Source organism: Salmonella sp. SSDFZ54, from assembly GCF_004010735.1.
GTDB classification, from domain to species: Bacteria; Pseudomonadota; Gammaproteobacteria; order Enterobacterales; family Enterobacteriaceae; genus Salmonella; species Salmonella enterica.
The window spans coordinates 3,256,826-3,275,011 of record NZ_CP034819.1 but is presented as its reverse complement, the minus strand read 5'-3'; the positions used below and the strand labels follow the sequence as shown (position 1 = coordinate 3,275,011).

At 54.6% G+C, this 18,186-nt stretch carries 17 protein-coding genes and 1 other annotated feature; of the genes, 7 read left to right on the top strand and 10 right to left on the bottom strand.

Annotated elements, in window-relative coordinates:
- The first annotated feature begins 97 nt into the window (after nucleotides 1-97).
- The gene (gene ybaK, locus EOS97_RS16140) at nucleotides 98-577 is read left to right on the top strand and encodes a Cys-tRNA(Pro)/Cys-tRNA(Cys) deacylase YbaK (RefSeq protein WP_000186618.1); all 480 of its coding nucleotides are present in this window, start codon (nucleotides 98-100) and stop codon (nucleotides 575-577) included.
- Nucleotides 578-693: 116 nt separating this feature from the next.
- Here ybaK and ushA read toward each other — a convergent pair whose 3' ends face one another.
- Nucleotides 694-2,346, bottom strand: a complete 1,653-nt coding sequence (gene ushA, locus EOS97_RS16135) for a bifunctional UDP-sugar hydrolase/5'-nucleotidase UshA (RefSeq protein ID WP_000670406.1) — start codon at nucleotides 2,344-2,346, stop codon at nucleotides 694-696.
- A gap of 172 nt (nucleotides 2,347-2,518) precedes the next feature.
- Here ushA and EOS97_RS16130 point away from each other — a divergent pair, with 172 nt between their 5' ends.
- Entirely contained in the window at nucleotides 2,519-3,739 is a 1,221-nt protein-coding gene (locus EOS97_RS16130) for an MFS transporter (protein ID WP_001251593.1), read from the top strand.
- Between the two features lie 214 nt (nucleotides 3,740-3,953).
- Nucleotides 3,954-5,630 (top strand): YbaL family putative K(+) efflux transporter, encoded by a 1,677-nt coding sequence (gene ybaL, locus EOS97_RS16125; protein WP_000546215.1) that lies wholly within the window; start codon nucleotides 3,954-3,956, stop codon nucleotides 5,628-5,630.
- A gap of 48 nt (nucleotides 5,631-5,678) precedes the next feature.
- Here ybaL and gsk read toward each other — a convergent pair whose 3' ends face one another.
- Nucleotides 5,679-6,983 (bottom strand): inosine/guanosine kinase, encoded by a 1,305-nt coding sequence (gene gsk, locus EOS97_RS16120; RefSeq protein WP_000671592.1) that lies wholly within the window; start codon nucleotides 6,981-6,983, stop codon nucleotides 5,679-5,681.
- 152 nt (nucleotides 6,984-7,135) lie between these two features.
- Here gsk and aes point away from each other — a divergent pair, with 152 nt between their 5' ends.
- Nucleotides 7,136-8,107 (top strand): acetyl esterase, encoded by a 972-nt coding sequence (aes, locus tag EOS97_RS16115; RefSeq protein ID WP_000801786.1) that lies wholly within the window; start codon nucleotides 7,136-7,138, stop codon nucleotides 8,105-8,107.
- Here the strand turns inward: aes and hemH are convergent.
- The 8 genes from hemH to EOS97_RS16070 form a co-directional block, all read right to left on the bottom strand.
- Nucleotides 8,104-9,066 (bottom strand): ferrochelatase, encoded by a 963-nt coding sequence (gene hemH / locus EOS97_RS16110; RefSeq protein ID WP_001250074.1) that lies wholly within the window; start codon nucleotides 9,064-9,066, stop codon nucleotides 8,104-8,106. The genes aes and hemH overlap by 4 nt on opposite strands.
- Nucleotides 9,067-9,294: 228 nt before the next feature.
- Nucleotides 9,295-9,939 (bottom strand): adenylate kinase, encoded by a 645-nt coding sequence (gene adk, locus EOS97_RS16100; RefSeq protein WP_001220237.1) that lies wholly within the window; start codon nucleotides 9,937-9,939, stop codon nucleotides 9,295-9,297.
- 357 nt (nucleotides 9,940-10,296) lie between these two features.
- Complete coding sequence (htpG, locus tag EOS97_RS16095) at nucleotides 10,297-12,171, bottom strand: molecular chaperone HtpG (protein ID WP_001523272.1); 1,875 nt, start codon at nucleotides 12,169-12,171, stop codon at nucleotides 10,297-10,299.
- 110 nt (nucleotides 12,172-12,281) lie between these two features.
- Nucleotides 12,282-12,887, bottom strand: a complete 606-nt coding sequence (recR, locus tag EOS97_RS16090) for a recombination mediator RecR (protein WP_001195023.1) — start codon at nucleotides 12,885-12,887, stop codon at nucleotides 12,282-12,284.
- Nucleotides 12,887-13,216, bottom strand: a complete 330-nt coding sequence (locus tag EOS97_RS16085) for a YbaB/EbfC family nucleoid-associated protein (protein ID WP_000467098.1) — start codon at nucleotides 13,214-13,216, stop codon at nucleotides 12,887-12,889. Before EOS97_RS16085 ends, recR begins: the two co-directional genes overlap by 1 nt.
- A 45-nt stretch (nucleotides 13,217-13,261) precedes the next feature.
- On the bottom strand, nucleotides 13,262-15,190 hold the full coding sequence (gene dnaX, locus EOS97_RS16080; RefSeq protein ID WP_000121967.1) for a DNA polymerase III subunit gamma/tau: 1,929 nt from the start codon (nucleotides 15,188-15,190) through the stop codon (nucleotides 13,262-13,264).
- Nucleotides 13,865-13,929, bottom strand: a sequence feature (DnaX frameshifting element). (Overlaps the previous gene by 65 nt.)
- Nucleotides 15,191-15,303: 113 nt before the next feature.
- On the bottom strand, nucleotides 15,304-15,855 hold the full coding sequence (gene apt, locus EOS97_RS16075) for an adenine phosphoribosyltransferase (RefSeq protein ID WP_000127350.1): 552 nt from the start codon (nucleotides 15,853-15,855) through the stop codon (nucleotides 15,304-15,306).
- Between the two features lie 152 nt (nucleotides 15,856-16,007).
- Nucleotides 16,008-16,385 (bottom strand): DUF454 family protein, encoded by a 378-nt coding sequence (locus EOS97_RS16070; RefSeq protein ID WP_001189860.1) that lies wholly within the window; start codon nucleotides 16,383-16,385, stop codon nucleotides 16,008-16,010.
- A 68-nt stretch (nucleotides 16,386-16,453) separates the two neighbouring features.
- Between EOS97_RS16070 and priC the strand changes: the two genes are divergently transcribed.
- From priC to EOS97_RS16055, 3 genes are all read left to right on the top strand, one after another.
- Entirely contained in the window at nucleotides 16,454-16,981 is a 528-nt protein-coding gene (gene priC, locus EOS97_RS16065; protein WP_001519637.1) for a primosomal replication protein N'', read from the top strand.
- Between the two features lie 13 nt (nucleotides 16,982-16,994).
- Nucleotides 16,995-17,162, top strand: coding sequence for a pleiotropic regulatory protein RsmS (gene rsmS, locus EOS97_RS16060; protein ID WP_000051161.1), 168 nt, complete (start codon nucleotides 16,995-16,997; stop codon nucleotides 17,160-17,162).
- 69 nt (nucleotides 17,163-17,231) lie between these two features.
- Nucleotides 17,232-18,155: an Rpn family recombination-promoting nuclease/putative transposase gene (locus EOS97_RS16055; protein ID WP_000440528.1), complete on the top strand. Its 924-nt coding sequence runs from the start codon at nucleotides 17,232-17,234 to the stop codon at nucleotides 18,153-18,155.
- Nucleotides 18,156-18,186: the final 31 nt, after the last annotated feature.

Below are 18,186 nucleotides of genomic sequence, written 5' to 3'. Positions count from 1 at the left end.
CAACTGCCAAGACCTAATGCACAAGATTATACTATTTTTTAGTCCGCTTTCGGGCGTATGCTGATGGCAAATCACGTCTGTAGTAAGAAGGAACGTTATGACACCCGCAGTTAAGTTACTCGAAAAAAACAAGATTCCGTTTAACATTCACACCTACGATCACGATCCGAATGAAACTAACTTTGGCGATGAAGTGGTGCGTAAGCTCGGGCTAAACGCCGATCAGGTGTATAAAACGCTTTTGGTCGCCGTGAATGGCGATATGAAGCAACTGGCCGTCGCCGTGACGCCTGTAGCCGGACAGCTGGATTTGAAAAAAGTCGCCAAAGCTCTGGGCGCGAAAAAGGTCGATATGGCCGACCCGATGGTGGCGCAACGCACCACGGGATATCTGGTCGGCGGGATCAGTCCGCTGGGACAGAAGAAACGGCTGCCCACGCTGATTGACGCGCCTGCCCGCACGTTTGCCACTATTTATGTTTCCGGTGGTAAACGCGGGCTGGATATTGAACTGGCGGCTGACGATTTGGCCGCCATCCTGGGTGCTAAATTCGCTGATATCGCGCGTCGGGATTAAGCCTGCGTAAAATACATTGCCGGATAGAGGCGCAAACGCCTTATCCGGCCTACAGCAGACATAATCCGTAGGCCTTAAGGCTGCGCGCCATCAGGCAGTGATGGCTATCCGTACCGCTACAGCCAGCTCACCTCGCCATTTGGCGTAAACGCCGCCGCATCCAGCGGTGAATTTTGCTGAATAAACTCTTTCAGCACTTCCGCGTCAATAAACCCGGTATTCACGTATCCCGGTTTGTTATCGATGCGCGGATAACCATCGCCGCCCGTGGCGTTGAAACTCAGCGTCGCCATGCGGTAGGTTTTGGCCGGATCAACAGGCTCGCCTTTGATTTTCAGATCGGTGAGCTTGCCCTCTTTGGCGACAAAGCTCACATTGGCGAACTGTGGATAGGCGCCGGAGTCCGGTTTCATCTGTGCTACGGCGGTGAGATAATCAACTACCTCTTTGCCGCTCATATCGGCATACACCACAATGTTGCCGAACGGCTGTACCTTGAGCACGCTTTTATAGGTAATATCTCCCGCCTCAATCGAGTCGCGAATACCGCCGCCGCTCATCACGCCAAAATCGGCGCCGGTGCGCGCGATCTGCGCAGCCAGAATCACCCGTCCCATATTGGTCTGGACAAATCTGACCTTACTGCGATCGCCTTCAAGAAGGCCATTCACGCTACCAATTTTCACCTCCAGTTGCGCTTTACCTTTATTCTGGAACGGCGTTAATAACGAGAGCATTTGCGGATTTTCGGCGATTTCCGGCGTGTAAAGTACACGCTCGCTTTTCCCGTTATCCCAGGTCACTTTTTTCTTGAGATTTACCGGAATAAGCTGGTAGTTAACCATTTTCATCTCGCCGTTACGGAATTCGAAATCCGCGCGGCCCACATATTTACCCCACTCATGCGCCTGCACGATCCAGATACCATTTTGCTTATCCGGAGCGCAGGGCGTTCCCGGTACGTAATTCACCTGTTTTTTATTTTCCGACGCCATGCATACCGGGTCTTGTGAGTGACCGCCCACAATCATCGCCAACGAACCGGCAGGCAGGCTACGCGCCATCTCAACGTCGCCCGGCGCGTTCGAACCGTGATCGCCGTTGTCATAATGTCCCATATGCGTGGTCGCGATAATCACGTCCGGTTTTTCATTCATATTAAGTTCCTGAATCACCACCTTTGCTTCTTCAGCAGGTTTACGAAACTCAATATCGGTGAAATATTCCGGGTTGCCTATTTTCGCCGTGTCATCGGTGGTTAAGCCGATTACCGCGATTTTTATATCCTGGCGTGTAAAAATAACCCACGGCTTAAACAGACGCTCGCCGGTACTTTTTTGATAAATATTGGCGGAAAGAAAGGGAAACTTCGCCCACTTTTCCTGCTGGCGCAATACGGTGAGCGGGTTATCAAACTCATGATTACCGACGGCCATAGCGTCGTAGCCAATCAGATTCATCCCGCGGAAATCGGGCTCCGCATCCTGGAGATCGGATTCCGGCACCCCGGTATTAATGTCGCCGCCGGATAACAACAGGACGCTTCCCCCCTCTTGCGCCACCTCTTTACGGATACTGTCCACCAGCGTTTTTTGCGCCGCCAGACCATATTCGCCATATTCGCTGCGCCAGAAGTGACCGTGGTGATCGTTGGTATGCAGGATAGTAATTTTATAGGTTTTATCTTTTTCGTAAGCCTGTGCAGGCTGAGTCGTCAGCGCGAACGCCGCCAGTAACGCCAGCGCCACACCCCGTTTCAAAAATTTCATCTTTCTCTCCCTGACTCAATATCAACCGCAGAAATTACCTTTCCTTCCAATAATAGACAAATATGTTTTCAGAATTGAGACTTCCTTCAAACACATTTCACAGGTATGTTAGGCAAGTAATAATTACACATCCTACTATCTCCAACATCGCATAAAATTTAAGTGACTTTCTATGGCCATGAGTGAACCAACCCAGCCGTTAGCCGGCGCGCCCGCAGCGGCCGCTAAAGCACGTACTTCGTTTGGTATTTTGGGCGCGATCAGTCTTTCCCATCTGCTGAACGATATGATCCAGTCGCTAATCTTAGCCATTTATCCCCTGTTGCAGGCGGAGTTCTCGCTGACCTTCGTCCAGATAGGTTTGATCACCCTGACGTTCCAGCTCGCCTCATCGCTACTGCAACCGGTCGTCGGCTACTGGACGGATAAATATCCCATGCCGTGGTCGCTGCCTGTCGGCATGTGTTTTACCCTGAGCGGGCTGGTACTGCTGGCAATGGCGGGAAGTTTTGGCGGCGTATTGCTCGCTGCGGCGCTGGTGGGTACCGGCTCGTCCGTTTTTCACCCGGAATCGTCCCGCGTGGCGCGCATGGCCTCCGGCGGACGTCATGGTCTGGCGCAGTCTATCTTCCAGGTCGGCGGTAACTTCGGCAGTTCGTTGGGCCCGCTGCTGGCCGCCGTGATTATCGCGCCCTATGGCAAAGGGAATGTCGCCTGGTTTGTGCTGGCCGCGCTGCTGGCGATCGTGGTGCTGGCGCAGATCAGCCGCTGGTATGCAGCCCAGCACCGGATAGCGAAAGGCAAGCCAAAAGCGATAATCGCTAACCCGCTGCCGCGCAATAAAGTCGTGCTGGCGGTCAGCGTGTTATTGCTACTCATTTTCTCGAAATATTTCTATATGGCGAGCATCAGTAGCTACTACACCTTTTATCTGATGCAAAAATTCGGATTATCAATACAAAACGCGCAGCTCCATCTGTTTGCCTTCCTGTTTGCGGTGGCTGCCGGGACGGTAATCGGCGGGCCGGTGGGCGATAAAATCGGCAGGAAATATGTGATTTGGGGCTCTATTCTCGGCGTCGCGCCGTTTACCCTTGTTTTACCCTACGCCACGCTGTACTGGACGGGGATTTTAACGGTGATTATCGGCTTTATTCTCGCGTCGGCGTTTTCCGCCATTCTGGTGTATGCCCAGGAGTTGCTGCCAGGACGCATCGGTATGGTTTCCGGCCTGTTTTTCGGGTTTGCCTTCGGGATGGGAGGCCTGGGCGCAGCGGTGCTGGGGCTGATTGCCGACCATACCAGTATCTATTTAGTTTATAAAATCTGTGCTTTCCTGCCGCTTCTGGGGATACTGACCATATTCTTACCTGATAATCGACATAAAGCATGATTTTATGGCGGTTAAAGGTACGCTTTAACCGCCTGTACATCCTGATGCCATCTTGCTTTGTCCATCTCATACTTATCACTTTTCCGTTCCGTGCTCTTTTTACCGTCAGATTGTATCTTTTTATAAAACACAACCATTTTTTATAAACATCCTGATTGAAATTGTCATAAACTATTACCCGGAGTTTTGGAGTCCAGCAACCAAAGGAGACGGAATGCATCACGCTACCCCGCTTATCACCACCATTGTCGGCGGCCTTGTGCTCGCTTTTATTCTCGGCATGATTGCCAACAAATTGCGTATTTCTCCACTGGTGGGATATCTGTTAGCGGGCGTTCTGGCGGGACCTTTTACCCCGGGTTTTGTTGCGGATACCAAACTGGCGCCGGAGCTGGCGGAGCTCGGCGTGATTCTATTGATGTTCGGCGTCGGGCTGCATTTTTCGCTGAAGGATTTGATGGCGGTAAAGTCTATCGCCATTCCCGGCGCTGTCGCTCAGATAGCGGTGGCGACGCTGCTGGGTATGGCGCTTTCCACCGTGCTAGGATGGTCATTAATGACCGGCATCGTTTTTGGGCTCTGTCTGTCTACCGCCAGTACCGTCGTCCTGCTGCGCGCGCTTGAGGAGCGACAACTCCTTGATAGCCAGCGCGGGCAAATCGCCATCGGCTGGCTGATTGTCGAAGATCTGGTGATGGTGCTGACGCTGGTCTTGCTGCCCGCCGTTGCCGGCATGGTGGAAAAAGGCGATGTCGGCATAGCCTCGCTGGCAGTCGATATGGGGATAACCATTGGTAAAGTGGTGGCGTTTATCGCCATCATGATGCTGGTCGGACGCCGCCTGGTGCCGTGGATTATGGCCCGCAGCGCCGCCACCGGCTCGCGCGAATTATTTACCCTTTCCGTACTGGCGCTGGCGTTAGGCATTGCGTTTGGCGCGGTAGAACTGTTTGACGTCTCTTTTGCGCTGGGCGCGTTCTTCGCTGGAATGGTGCTTAATGAGTCGGAACTGAGTCACCGGGCGGCGCACGATACGTTGCCGCTGCGCGACGCCTTTGCCGTCCTGTTTTTTGTTTCCGTCGGCATGTTGTTCGATCCGTTAGTCTTGATCCAACAGCCGCTGGCGGTGCTGGCGACGCTTGCCATTATCGTCTTTGGCAAATCGATCGCTGCGTTTTTCCTGGTGCGTATGTTCGGCCACTCGCCGCGAACCGCGCTGACCATTGCCGCCAGCCTGGCGCAAATCGGCGAGTTCGCCTTTATTCTCGCCGGACTCGGCATGGCGCTCAACCTGCTGCCGCAAGCGGGACAGAACCTGGTGCTGGCAGGCGCTATTTTGTCGATTATGCTTAATCCCGTACTGTTTACCCTGCTGGAGAAGTATCTGGCGAAAACCGAAACGCTGGAAGAGCAAACTCTGGAAGAGGCTATCGAAGAAGAGAAGCAAATTCCGGTGGATATCTGTAATCATGCCCTGCTGGTGGGTTTTGGCCGCGTAGGCAGTCTGCTGGGAGAAAAATTACTGGCGGCGGGGATTCCGCTGGTGGTTATCGAAACGTCCCGTACCCGCGTGGATGAGCTGCGCGAACGCGGGATTCGCGCCGTGCTGGGCAACGCCGCTAACGAAGAAATCATGAATCTGGCGCATCTGGACTGCGCTCGCTGGCTATTATTGACCATCCCCAACGGTTACGAAGCCGGCGAGATTGTCGCCTCAGCGCGGGAAAAAAGTCCTGATATCGAGATAATCGCCCGCGCGCACTATGATGATGAAGTGAAATATATTACCGAGCGGGGAGCCAATCAGGTAGTGATGGGCGAGCGAGAAATTGCCCGGGCGATGCTGGAACTGCTTGAAACGCCGCCCGCAGGTGAAGTCGTCGCCAGTTAAGGGTTTGCCGGACGGCCCGATGCGCGCAGCGCTATCGGGCAAGCCAGATTAGCGATCCCAGTACGACTCTTCCAGGCTGTCCTCACGCTCCGGCAGCCCGCGTGTCAGACGCGGAGAATGCTGGTTCAGTACCTGATAACTGACACGGTTAGCATATTTACACACCTGCGCCAGCGACGAATAGGTCAGCCAGGTGAATTTGTGCTTACTGGAGTTCGGTACGTTGCTACGATGGTAACTGTTCGCCGTAATATCGTGCAGCAGCGCCGCCAGCGCGCCATCGCCCGCGCCGTTGGTGTTCATGATTTTTTCCGGCCCGCCCATATAGGGCGCAATATGCGAATAAACGCGCAGCGGATTAATACAATCTTTATGGCGCATTGCCCGGCTAAATTCATACTGGTTAAATTCAGCAATAGCCCCCGGCAGCAGCGGATGCTGGGTTTTACGTTTTGCTTCCTCTTCGGTGAAGCCTGCCATATATAACCCTATCGGTCCGGCGGTGCATAACACCAGGTCGACCCAGTCCAGCGCCTTATCCGCCGCCAGCAGCGGGTCGTTTTCGCCGGTCAGCGCTTCCGCTTCTTCTTCATTCATTGCCAGAATCGAGACATTCTCTTTGAGAAACGCCTGCCACCACTGCGGATTATCGGCGATCACAAATTTGGTGCCCAGCGTCATGACAACCGGCACGTTATGCTTTTTCGCGTATTCGATCGCTTTCATCGTCGCGTCAGGCATCGGTTCGCCAGGCTTACAGCGCACCAGATATGAGGTCAACACCAGCGCGGAAGCGCCAGCGATCACCGCTTCCGGAATACTTTCCGCCCGTAGCTGATTCATATGGCCGGGGCTGATAGCGAAGGTACGCTCGCCGGATTCGCCAATTAGCGTGAAACAGCGGCCAATCGGGCCATCTACCGCTTGCAAATAATTCAGGTCAGTACGGCTGGAAGTATTACACAGGTAGCGATAAGCGTAGCTGCCAATCTCAATGTTGCTGCACATCACGCCCAGTAACACCGAACGGTCATCCGCCAGTACCGAGTAATTGTGCATCGTATTGCCTATGGTGCCGCCAGCAAACTGATGGGTGATCAGATTTTCCCGCGTCAGTTCCTGATACAGCTTCTCCGCCACCTCGTCTTCTATCACCAGAGAATGCCCGGCGCTTAATCCATAGCGTGTAATAAAATCGTCATCCACTTTCGCCTCAATATCCACCAACGTCTGGTCGATACCGACGACCCAGGAGGCGTTGGTTTCCTGTTCTGGCTGAATTTGTTGCAACAACGGATCACGCGCATTGACGGGAAAATAGTGTTTGGATTTACGTTTACCGGGAAATTTCATGATTGTGCTTACGGATGAATAACGGAGCGCTGCATGGTAGCACATTCCCCCCGCTGCGCGCGACGGACGATGGCGTTTCAATATCGGACGACGAGATCGCAGTTTCTCCAGCCGCGTTTTTTACAATGGTTCACTTTCACAAGGAGCGTTTTATGAAGCCGGAAAATAAAATTCCCGTACTCACCCGACTGTCTGACGAAATGACAGCCGTCGTAAACTTCCAGCAACCAGGCCTTCCCCCCTGGCCTGCCGATGGCGATATTGAGACCCAGCGTCAGTATTATCTTCTTGAGCGCCGTTTCTGGAATGCCGACGCGCCGTCCATGACCACCCGCACCTGCGCCGTCCCTACGCCTTATGGCGATGTAACAACCCGGCTCTACTCGCCGCAGCCGACCAGTCAGGCCACCTTATACTATCTGCACGGCGGCGGATTTATCCTCGGTAATCTGGATACGCATGACCGGATAATGCGTCTGCTGGCGCGTTATACCGGCTGCACCGTGATCGGTATTGATTATTCGCTGTCGCCGCAAGCGCGTTATCCGCAGGCCATTGAAGAAACCGTCGCGGTATGCAGCTACTTCTCTCAACATGCCGATGAATACTCGCTCAACGTGGAGAAAATCGGTTTCGCCGGAGATTCCGCAGGCGCCATGCTGGCGCTTGCCAGCGCGCTCTGGCTACGTGATAAGCACATTCGCTGCGGTAACGTTATCGCGATTCTGTTGTGGTATGGGCTGTATGGGTTGCAGGATTCGGTAAGCCGCCGTCTGTTCGGCGGCGCGTGGGACGGCCTGACGCGTGAAGATCTGGACATGTACGAAAAGGCCTATCTGCGTAACGATGAAGATCGGGAATCGCCCTGGTATTGTCTGTTTAATAACGATCTCACGCGCGATGTGCCGCCCTGCTTTATTGCCAGCGCGGAGTTTGATCCGCTCATTGATGACAGCCGCTTGCTGCACCAGACATTACAGGCGCACCAGCAGCCCTGCGAATACAAAATGTATCCCGGCACGCTGCACGCCTTTCTGCACTATTCGCGAATGATGACAATCGCCGACGATGCCTTGCAGGACGGCGCGCGATTCTTTATGGCGAGGATGAAGACGCCGCGTTAACGGTACGGCGCTGTGAGTTTCAGCATCATATCAATATGTTCCGGCGTCGCGTTCAGCGCCGGAATGTACGCATATTTTTTACCGCCCGCTTCAAGGAAAATCTCGCGGTTCTGTTCCGCTATCTCTTCCAGCGTCTCCAGACAATCCGCGGCAAATCCCGGACACATGACCTGAATATGGCCAGTGCCCTTTTCACCCAACATTTTTAGCGTTTCATCGGTGTACGGCGTCAGCCACGGTTCACGGCCAAAGCGCGACTGGAACGTCATCATTACCTTTTCCGGCGGCAGTCCCAATGCGGAAACCAGTTCGCGCGTGGTATCGCGGCAGCGCTGCGGATAGTCATCGCCTTCATCCGCATAACGTTGTGGAATGCCGTGATAGGAGAGCAGAAGCACATCCGGCTCGCCGTGCATGGCGAACGACTCACGCGCGCTTTTCGCCAGCGCATCGATATAAGCGCCGTCATCCGCGTAATCGCGAATAAATGAGATACCGGGAATACGACGTTTACGCGCCAGTATCCGCCCCAGTTCGTCCCAGACTGCGCCCACCGTTGAGCAAGAGTATTGCGGGTACAACGGCAGCACGACGATATGGTCGACGTCGCTTGCTAACAGTTCATCGACAGCGCTTTCCAGCGAGGGCGAGCCGTAGCTCATCCCCAGCGCGACGGGCGTGTCTGGCAACCGCGCGGCCAGCGCCTGTTGCTGTTCGCGGCTATATACCATGAGCGGCGAACCGCCATCCATCCAGATAGATTGATAGAGTTTCGCGACGCGCGGCGAACGCAGCGGTAAAATAACGCCACGCAGCAGCGGCCACCACAGCAGACGAGGAGTATCCACCACGCGTCTGTCGCTTAAAAATTGTTTCAGGTAGCGCTTTACCGCTTCAGGAGTTGGGGCATCTGGCGTGCCAAGGTTAGCCAGCAGGATACCGGTTTTCGTCTGACGCATTGCCGCCTCTTATCTATTCAAATTGTTGATAATTGTAGCGGAAAAGCGATAAAGAAGAACTAATTGCTGCGAGAGGTAAGACGAGAATTTGCCGAATGGCGCTAACGATACCAGTAGGCCGGATAAGGCGTTCAGGCCGCCATCCGGCACCGATTGCCTGATGGCGCTACGCTTATCAGACCTGTGGGATAACAGCAGGCCTGATAAGCGGTTCACTACGCGAAAAAATTAACCGAGGATTTTTTCCAGCGCTGCGCGCACGTCGGCAACGGCCTGCGTACCGTCAACTTTAGCGTATTTGGTGTTGCCCGCTTCCGCTTCTTTCTGGTAGTAGCCAATCAGCGGCGCGGTCATCTGATGATATTCCACCAGACGTTTGCGAACGGTCTCTTCCTGATCGTCTTTACGGGTGGTCAGATCTTCGCCGGTGACGTCATCTTTGCCTTCCACTTTCGGCGGATTAAACTTTACGTGGTAAACGCGGCCAGAGGCGGCGTGTACGCGGCGACCCACAATACGGTCAACGATCAGTTCGTCCGGTACGTCGAATTCCAGCACGTAATCCACGACAATACCCGCTTCTTTCATCGCGTCAGCCTGCGGGATCGTGCGCGGGAAACCGTCCAGCAGAAAACCGTTACGGCAGTCTTCCTGGGCGATACGCTCTTTAACCAGCGCAATCACCAGTTCATCGGTCACCAGTTTACCGGCGTCCATGATATCTTTCGCCTGTTTGCCCAACTCGGAGCCTGATTTCACTGCGGCGCGCAGCATATCGCCAGTGGAGATTTGCGGAATACCATATTTCTCCATGATGAACTGAGCCTGAGTTCCTTTACCCGCGCCCGGAGCGCCAAGCAGAATAATACGCATTACGAAAATCCCCTCAAAGGTTGTCGATATTTTTTAAAAAGCGCTAAACGATACCACCATCACGCATTTCGCTCAAGGAAGCCGCCTGATGCTGAAACGGTTAACGAAGAGAAATCCAGAAAAGAGAAGGTATTATAAAAAATGCCGGATGGCGCTGGCGCTTATCCGGCCTACAAACAGTACTCGCCCGTAGGCCGGATAAGATGCTTCGCGTCGCTATCCGGCAGTCACAAAACAGTACTCGCCCGTAGGCCGGATAAGACGCTTCGCGTCGCCATCCGGCAGTCACAAAACAGTACCCGTCCGTAGGCCGGATAAGATGCTTCGCGTCGCTATCCGGCAATCAGATGAGCGTTATCAGGACACCAGCAACTGGTTCATACGACGGATAAACTGGTTCGGATCTTCCAGCGTACCGCGTTCAGCGAACAGCGCCTGATCCAGCAGCAGCTCGACCCACTCTTTAAACTGCGCTTCATCCTCGGTATCGGCAGTGCGTTTGACCAGCACATGATCCGGGTTGAGCTCAAAGATGTATTTCACTTCCGGCACGGACTGACCGGCCGCGGCGAACAGTTTCGCCATCTGGGTGCTCATTTCATCCGCATCGGTGGTGACAATCGCCGGCGTGTCGGTTAAACGGTGCGTCAGACGCACCTCTTTCACGCGATCGCCCAGCAGGGTTTTGACACGCTCCACGAACGGCTCAAGCGCCTTTTCCGCTTCTTTCGCGTTTTCGTCGACTTCATCCGCCAGTTTTTCGATGGACTCATCGGCTTTAGCGACCGACTGGAATGCTTTACCGTCAAACTCGGTCAGGTAGTTCATCATCCACTCGTCGATGCGATCGGAGAGCAGCAGCACTTCGATGCCTTTCTTACGCAGCAGCTCCAGGTGCGGGCTGTTTTTCGCCGCCGCATAGCTGTCTGCGGTGATGTAGTAGATTTTTTCCTGCCCTTCTTTCATCCGGGAGACGTAATCTTCCAGCGACACGGTCTGGGCGGAAGAGTCGGTATGGGTGGAGGCAAAGCGCAACAGTTTAGCGATCGCTTCCTGGTTGGCGTGATCTTCCGCCGGGCCTTCTTTCAGCACCAGACCGAACTGTTTCCAGAAGGTTTGGTATTTTTCCGCGTCGTCTTTCGCCAGTTTTTCCAACATTTGCAGAACGCGTTTGGTCAGAGCGCTACGCAGATTACGCGTTACCGTGCTGTCCTGCAGGATTTCACGGGAGACGTTCAACGGCAGGTCATTAGAATCAATCAGGCCGCGCACGAAACGCAGATAGTTCGGCATGAACTGCTCGGCATCGTCCATAATGAACACGCGCTGTACGTACAGCTTCAGACCATGTTTGTGATCGCGGTTCCACAGATCCCACGGCGCCTGCGATGGGATATACAGCAGGCTGGTGTACTCCTGCTTACCTTCCACGCGGTTGTGGCTCCAGGTCAGCGGATCGGTGAAATCATGCGCGATGTGCTTGTAAAACTCGTTGTACTCGTCGTCTTTAATTTCCGACTTGTTGCGGGTCCACAACGCCTGAGCCTTGTTGATTTTCTCCCAGGAAATCACGGTTTCGCCGTCTTTTTCTTCCCGTTTTTCAATCTCTACCGGCAATGCGATGTGATCGGAATATTTACTGATAATTGAGCGTACGCGCCAGTCATCGAGGAATTCATCTTCGCCTTCACGCAGGTGTAAGGTGATTTCCGTACCACGGTCATTTTTGGTGATATCGGCAACGGTGTATTCGCCTTCGCCTGCCGATTCCCAGAACACGCCATTTTCCGGCTTGTCGCCTGCCGCACGAGTACGTACGGTCACTTTATCGGCCACAATAAACGCGGAGTAGAAGCCTACGCCAAACTGACCAATGAGCTGGCTATCTTTCGCCTGATCGGACCCCATTGATTCGAGGAAAGATTTGGTGCCGGACTTGGCAATGGTGCCTAAGTGGTCAATCACCTCATCACGATTCATCCCCACGCCGTTATCGGCAATGGTCAACGTACGCTTATCTTTATCGAAAGAGACGCGCACACGCAGCTCGCCATCTCCTTCATACAGGTCCGGGTTTGACAGAGCGCGGAAACGCAGCTTGTCCGCCGCATCTGAGGCGTTAGAGATGAGTTCACGCAGGAAGATTTCTTTATTGGAATAAAGAGAATGGATCATCAGGTGCAGAAGTTGTTTAACTTCTGACTGAAAACCACGCGTTTCTTGTCCTTTCATGTGGATAGACCTCAACAATGCCATTTTTAATGGTAAAAATACGTTGAGGGTGAGATGGGGACAAGCGGGTGTGATTTCAAGCGGAGGCCGCGAATGCCGCCTCCGTTTGTTCAGAAAATAATCTTATGGCGTCCCGCCAGCGAGTGGGACAGCGTCGTACCGTCGACCATCTCCAGTTCGCCGCCAACCGGCACACCGTGGGCGATACGACTGGCTTCGACGCCGGCCTCCGCGCACAGCTCGGCAATATAGTTCGCGGTAGCCTCCCCTTCAACCGTCGGGTTGGTCGCGAGGATCAGCTCGCTGATTTTTTCTGACGCCAGCCGCTGTTCCAGACGATCGAGACCGATATCATCCGGCCCGATGCCGTCCAGCGGCGACAGGTGGCCCATCAGCACGAAATACCGCCCGGAAAATTGCCCGGTCTGCTCAATGGCGTAGATATCCGCAGGACTCTCCACCACGCAAATCTGGCCGTTTTCCTGACGCCGCGGGTTCGAACAGATATTACAAACATCCTGCTCGGTAAAGGTGCGGCAGTCGGCGCAGTGGCCGATTTCCGACATCGCCCGGGTCAGCGCCTGCGCCAGGCGCATTCCGCCGCTGCGATCGCGCTGCAACAGGGTAAACGCCATCCGCTGCGCCGACTTAGGGCCGACGCCCGGAAGGCAGCGCAACGCTTCCATAAGCTGAGTTAACAGCGGACTGGTTTGCATCAGAATGGCATCTTAAAGCCTGGCGGCAGTTGCATACCGGAAGAGACGGAAGCCATCTTCTCTTTTTGCGTCTCTTCAATGCGGCGCGCCGCATCGTTGAAGGCCGCAGCGACCAGATCTTCCAGCATCTCTTTGTCATCTTCCAGCAGGCTTGGGTCAATTTCCACGCGGCGGCAGTTATGCGCGCCGTTGATGGTAACCTTCACCAGACCCGCGCCGGATTCGCCGGTCACTTCCAGCTGCGCAATCTCTTCCTGCATTTTCTGCATTTTTTCCTGCATCTGCTGGGCCTGCTTCATCAGATTGCCCAGACCGCCTTTTCCAAACATAAGCTCTCTCTCTTGATGGTTCACAATCGCAAGCCGGGCTTACGATCAAATGGGGCGGATACTCTCTTCATCCAGCTCGGCGTCGAAGAATCGACGCAGCGTCTGAATGTTATTATCCGCAATAATTGACTCACGCGCTTGCGCGAGTTTCTCTTCATAAATGGCCTGACGCCATTCCAGCGGCGTACGCACCGCGGGATTATCATCTTCAACGATGGTCAGTTCAACCGTCGTTCCCGTCAGATCGCTGAGCGCTTGCGCCAGCTTTTGCTGCGCGCCGCTGGAATTGAGGTGCCGCTGCGTCGAGCGCAGATGCAGACAAACCGCGTTGCCGTTCTGCTCCTTCCAGGCATTGAGCGCCACCTGCTCCACCAGCTTAGGCAAAGAAAGCTGGCTTACCTGCGCCGCCCACGGATCGCGCTCAATCGCTTCCGCCGCCAGTTTAGCCGCCAGCTCCGGCGTTTTTTCATGCTCCAGAGCTTTCTTAAGCGCTTTTGGCGTAGCCACCACTTCTTTGGTTTGTACTACCGGCGTGGTGGCCTTCCAGCGATAAGCCTCTTTCTTTACTGGTGCCGTTTCCAGCGCAGACGGCGCCGGGCGCGCCTGTACGCGCTCCGAAACCGAGGCCAGCCGCTCCAGCGCAGAGTTATTCACCGGCCGCGCGCGGGATGCGGCTGCCGGTTCACTCTTTTTTGTTTTGGTTACTCCCTGCGCGCGCTGTAGCTGATTGCGCGCCGCCAGCACCTGACTGGTAGACGCCGGCAGCGGCGCTGGCGATGTCTGCGGCGCGGGCGCCGACGGCTGCTGCACCTGCGGCGGCGTCATTACCGCCGTTGGGGCCACGGGCGCAAAAGACTGCCGCGGCGTTTCAGGCTCCGGCAAGGGCATACGCGGGTGAAACGCCAGCGCACGCAGTAACGTCATTTCAACGCCCATCCGCCGGTCCGGCGCCCAGGGCAATTCTTTGCGACCAATCAACAACGTCTGATAATAGAGCTGAAGATCGCCGGGAGGCACCGTCCGGGCAAGTTCGCGCATCCGTTGCTCGATAGCCGCCATATCGCTGCCTAACGCGGCAGGCGAAAGTTGCACCATCGCAATACGGTGCAGCAGGCTAAGCATTTCGACCAGCAGCGCTTCCCATTCAATACCGCGCGCCGCCGCCTCGTTGATAAGCGACATGACGCGTTCGCCGTTAGCGTCAACCACTGCCTCGACTAATGACAAAGCCTGGTCGTCGTCCAGCGTACCGAGCATGGCGCTTACCGCCTGCGTCGAAACCTGCCCGTCGCCGCTGGCGATCGCCTGGTCAGTCAGACTTAATGCATCGCGCAGGCTGCCGTCAGCCGCCCGTGATAACAACTGCAACGCGCGGGGTTCGTGAGCGATATGTTCCTCATTGAGAATATGCTCAAGCTGATGGCGAATCTGTTCAACATCCAGCGCTTTAAGATGAAACTGTAGGCAGCGCGACAAAATGGTCACCGGCAGCTTCTGCGGATCGGTGGTCGCCAGTAAAAATTTCACATGCGCTGGCGGCTCTTCAAGCGTTTTAAGTAGCGCATTAAAGCTGTGGCGCGACAGCATGTGGACTTCATCGATCAGATAGACTTTAAAGCGACCGCGCGCAGGCGCGTACTGGACGTTATCCAGCAGGTCGCGGGTGTCTTCGACTTTGGTACGCGATGCGGCGTCAATCTCAATGAGATCGACAAAACGCCCCTGCTCAATTTCCCGACAGTTATCGCAAACGCCGCACGGCGTCGCGGTAATACCGGTTTCGCAGTTCAGCCCCTTCGCCAGCAGTCGGGCGATAGAGGTTTTACCGACGCCGCGCGTGCCGGAAAAAAGATATGCGTGATGAATGCGCCCTAACGACAAGCCGTTCGCCAGTGCGGTCAGCACATGTTCCTGGCCGACGACGTCAGCAAAGGTTTGTGGGCGCCATTTTCTGGCTAAGACCTGATAACTCATTGGCAGGCTCTGAAACGCTGGAAGGTGGATTCATAGAAGGGTAATGCTAACACAACCTCGCCGATACAGCGAGGTTGTCTCTCTGGCTAAAATAGCAGTGTGGATAGCCTGAATCAATGCCCTGGAAACGGCACCAGGCTGTAACAGGTAATCCCCTGCTTTTCCAGACGCTGCTCGCCGCCCAGATCGAACAAATTGATGATGAACGCCGCATCGGTGACTTTCCCGCCCAGACGACGGATCAGCTTCACGGTCGCCTCAATGGTGCCGCCAGTCGCCAGCAGATCGTCCACGACCAGCACGTTGTCGCCAGGTTTAATCGCGTCGACATGGATTTCCAGCTGATCGGTGCCGTACTCTAATTCATAGGTCTCGGCAATAGTTTCACGCGGTAATTTGCGCGGTTTACGTACCGGAACAAAACCAACGCCCAGCCCAAGCGCAACCGGCGCGCCAAACAGGAAGCCACGCGCTTCGGTGCCGACCACTTTGGTGATACCCGCATTTTTATAACGCTCAACCAACAGTTCAATACTGAGCGCGTAGGCTTTCGGGTCTTCCAGTAAGCTGGTGACATCACGGAAAAGAATGCCCGGTTTCGGGTAATCCTGAATGCTTTTGATGCTGTTTTTGAGAAACTCAAGCTGCTGTGCAGTCGCGGTCATGGATATATGCCTGCTAAGTACGGTGTTACTCACGGCGCAATACTTTTCGGTCAGGGGTAACGCTCGGTTACTCTTTGACCGCCTGCGCCTGTGCTCGAAAACGGTCGAATTTACTGGCTGTGAACGACAATTGCAACAGCGATTCGTGTGCTTCAGCGCTTTTGTTGCTTTTCATCAATCACCGGTATCCGCCACATAAAAATCAGCAGACAGGCCAAAATAACCAACAGCAGCACCCGCACCCACATCATATTCACCAGCCACAGCGAAATACCAAAGGTCAGCAATATCAACGCGATCGCTCGCGGTTTCGCTCCCGGCGGCATGGCCCGATAGCGCTGCCAGTGGCGCAGATAACCGCCAAACCATGAGCGGTATAACAACCAGGCATGGAAACGCGGCGACGAGCGGGCGAAACACCAGGCCGCCAGTAAAATGAACGGCGTAGTCGGCAACAGGGGCAAAACCACGCCCAGTGTCCCTAATACTACCGCCAGCCAGCCAATGATGATTAAAATAGTACGTTGCATAATGCGAATCGTTATCAAACAGAAGGCTACTGTAGCACAGCCTGTCTTATTTTCATCGGGGTGTTGAATTGAAAACCGCTATGCTGTTACAGACGCTGGAAGAGAGGCTGGCGACGCTACGCCAACGCTGCGCGCCGCTGGCGCAACATGCGACGTTAAGCGCGCGCTTTGACCGACATCTTTTCCGTACCCGCAGTACTCTGTTGCAGGGATATCTGGAAGAGGCTGACGCCAATCTCGCCGCGTTGCGTCAGGCGGTAAAACATGAGCAACTGCCGCAAGTCGCCTGGCTGGCAGAACATCTGGCTTCGCAACTGGAGGCGATATCGCGTGAAACCGCCGCCTGGTCGCTGCGCCAGTGGGACACCGCCGCGCCAGGACTTGGCCGTTGGCAGCGCAGACGAATACAGCATCAGGAGTTTGAACGTCGACTACTGGCGATGACACAGGAGCGCAAAATTCGTCTGGCGCAGGCGACCGGCCTTGTCGAACAACAAACGCTGCAAAAGGAAGTCGAGATCTATGAAGGACGGCTGGCGCGCTGCCGACATGCGCTGGAGAAAATAGAAAACGTACTGGCGCGTTTAACCCGTTAACCCTGGAGAAAGTATGTCGCTTGAAAATGCCCCTGATGAAGTCAAACTGGCCGTGGATTTAATTGTGCTGCTTGAAGAGAATCGCTTACCGGCACGAACGGTGCTACGCGCGCTGGAAATAGTTATGCGTGATTATGAAAACAAGTTAAAAAGTACGGAAGACGACTCGCAAACAGAGTAATTGCCCCCTGGTTTGTCCTCGTTGTCGCTGACAGAGTGGTCACTACAGTCAGGCAACAAGGGATGGGTCATGGAACGTCTACCCACCACGCCGCACGATGCGGTATTTCGACAGATGCTGATGCAAAAAGAGGTCGCCCGCGACTTTCTGGCTCTCCACATGCCAGAAGACTTTCTTGCAATCTGCGATCTGGATTCACTGAAGCTGGAGTCGGGGAGTTTTGTTGAAGACAATTTACGCAGCCGCTATTCAGATATTCTCTACTCTCTGCATACCCAACACGGCCCCGGATATGTTTACGCGCTCATTGAACATCAGAGCAAATCAGACCGGCTGATGGCTTTTCGCCTGATGCGGTACGCCATTGCCGCCATGCAGCGTCATCTGGATGCCGGTCATGATACCTTGCCGCTGGTGGTGCCAATCCTCTTTTATCACGGTCCGGAAAGCCCGTGGCCCTATAGCCTTAACTGGCATAATATGTTTGTGAAACCGGATATGGCGAAGGCCTTATACAGCCGCGAATTTGCGCTGGTCGACCTGACGACAATGCCGGATAATCAGCTTTTGCAGCATCGGCGGATAGCGATGTTAGAGCTCCTGCAAAAACATATTCGTCAACGCGATTTAAGCGAACTGCTCGACCCCCTTATCACGCTTTTAACGCAGGATTATTTGACGGACGCGCAGCTCAGTGTGCTGATCAACTATATGTTGAAAGCAGGAAACGCCGCAGAACCCGGAGCGCTGATTCGTCAACTGGCGCAGGGCGCGCCGCAGTATAAGGAACAACTGATGACAATAGCGGAATGGCTGGAAGAAAAAGGCCGAACGGAAGGGTTGCAAAAGGGCCTTGAGCAAGGGTTAGCACAAGGCCGTGAGGCCGAAGCGCGCGCTATTGCCCGCAAAATGCTTGCCAACGGGCTGGAACCCGGGCTCATTGCCAGCGTCACCGGCATTACGCCGGAAGAGCTTTCTACGCTGTCGCATTAGCGGCGCCGCGCGCACTCATAAAGCGCGCGGC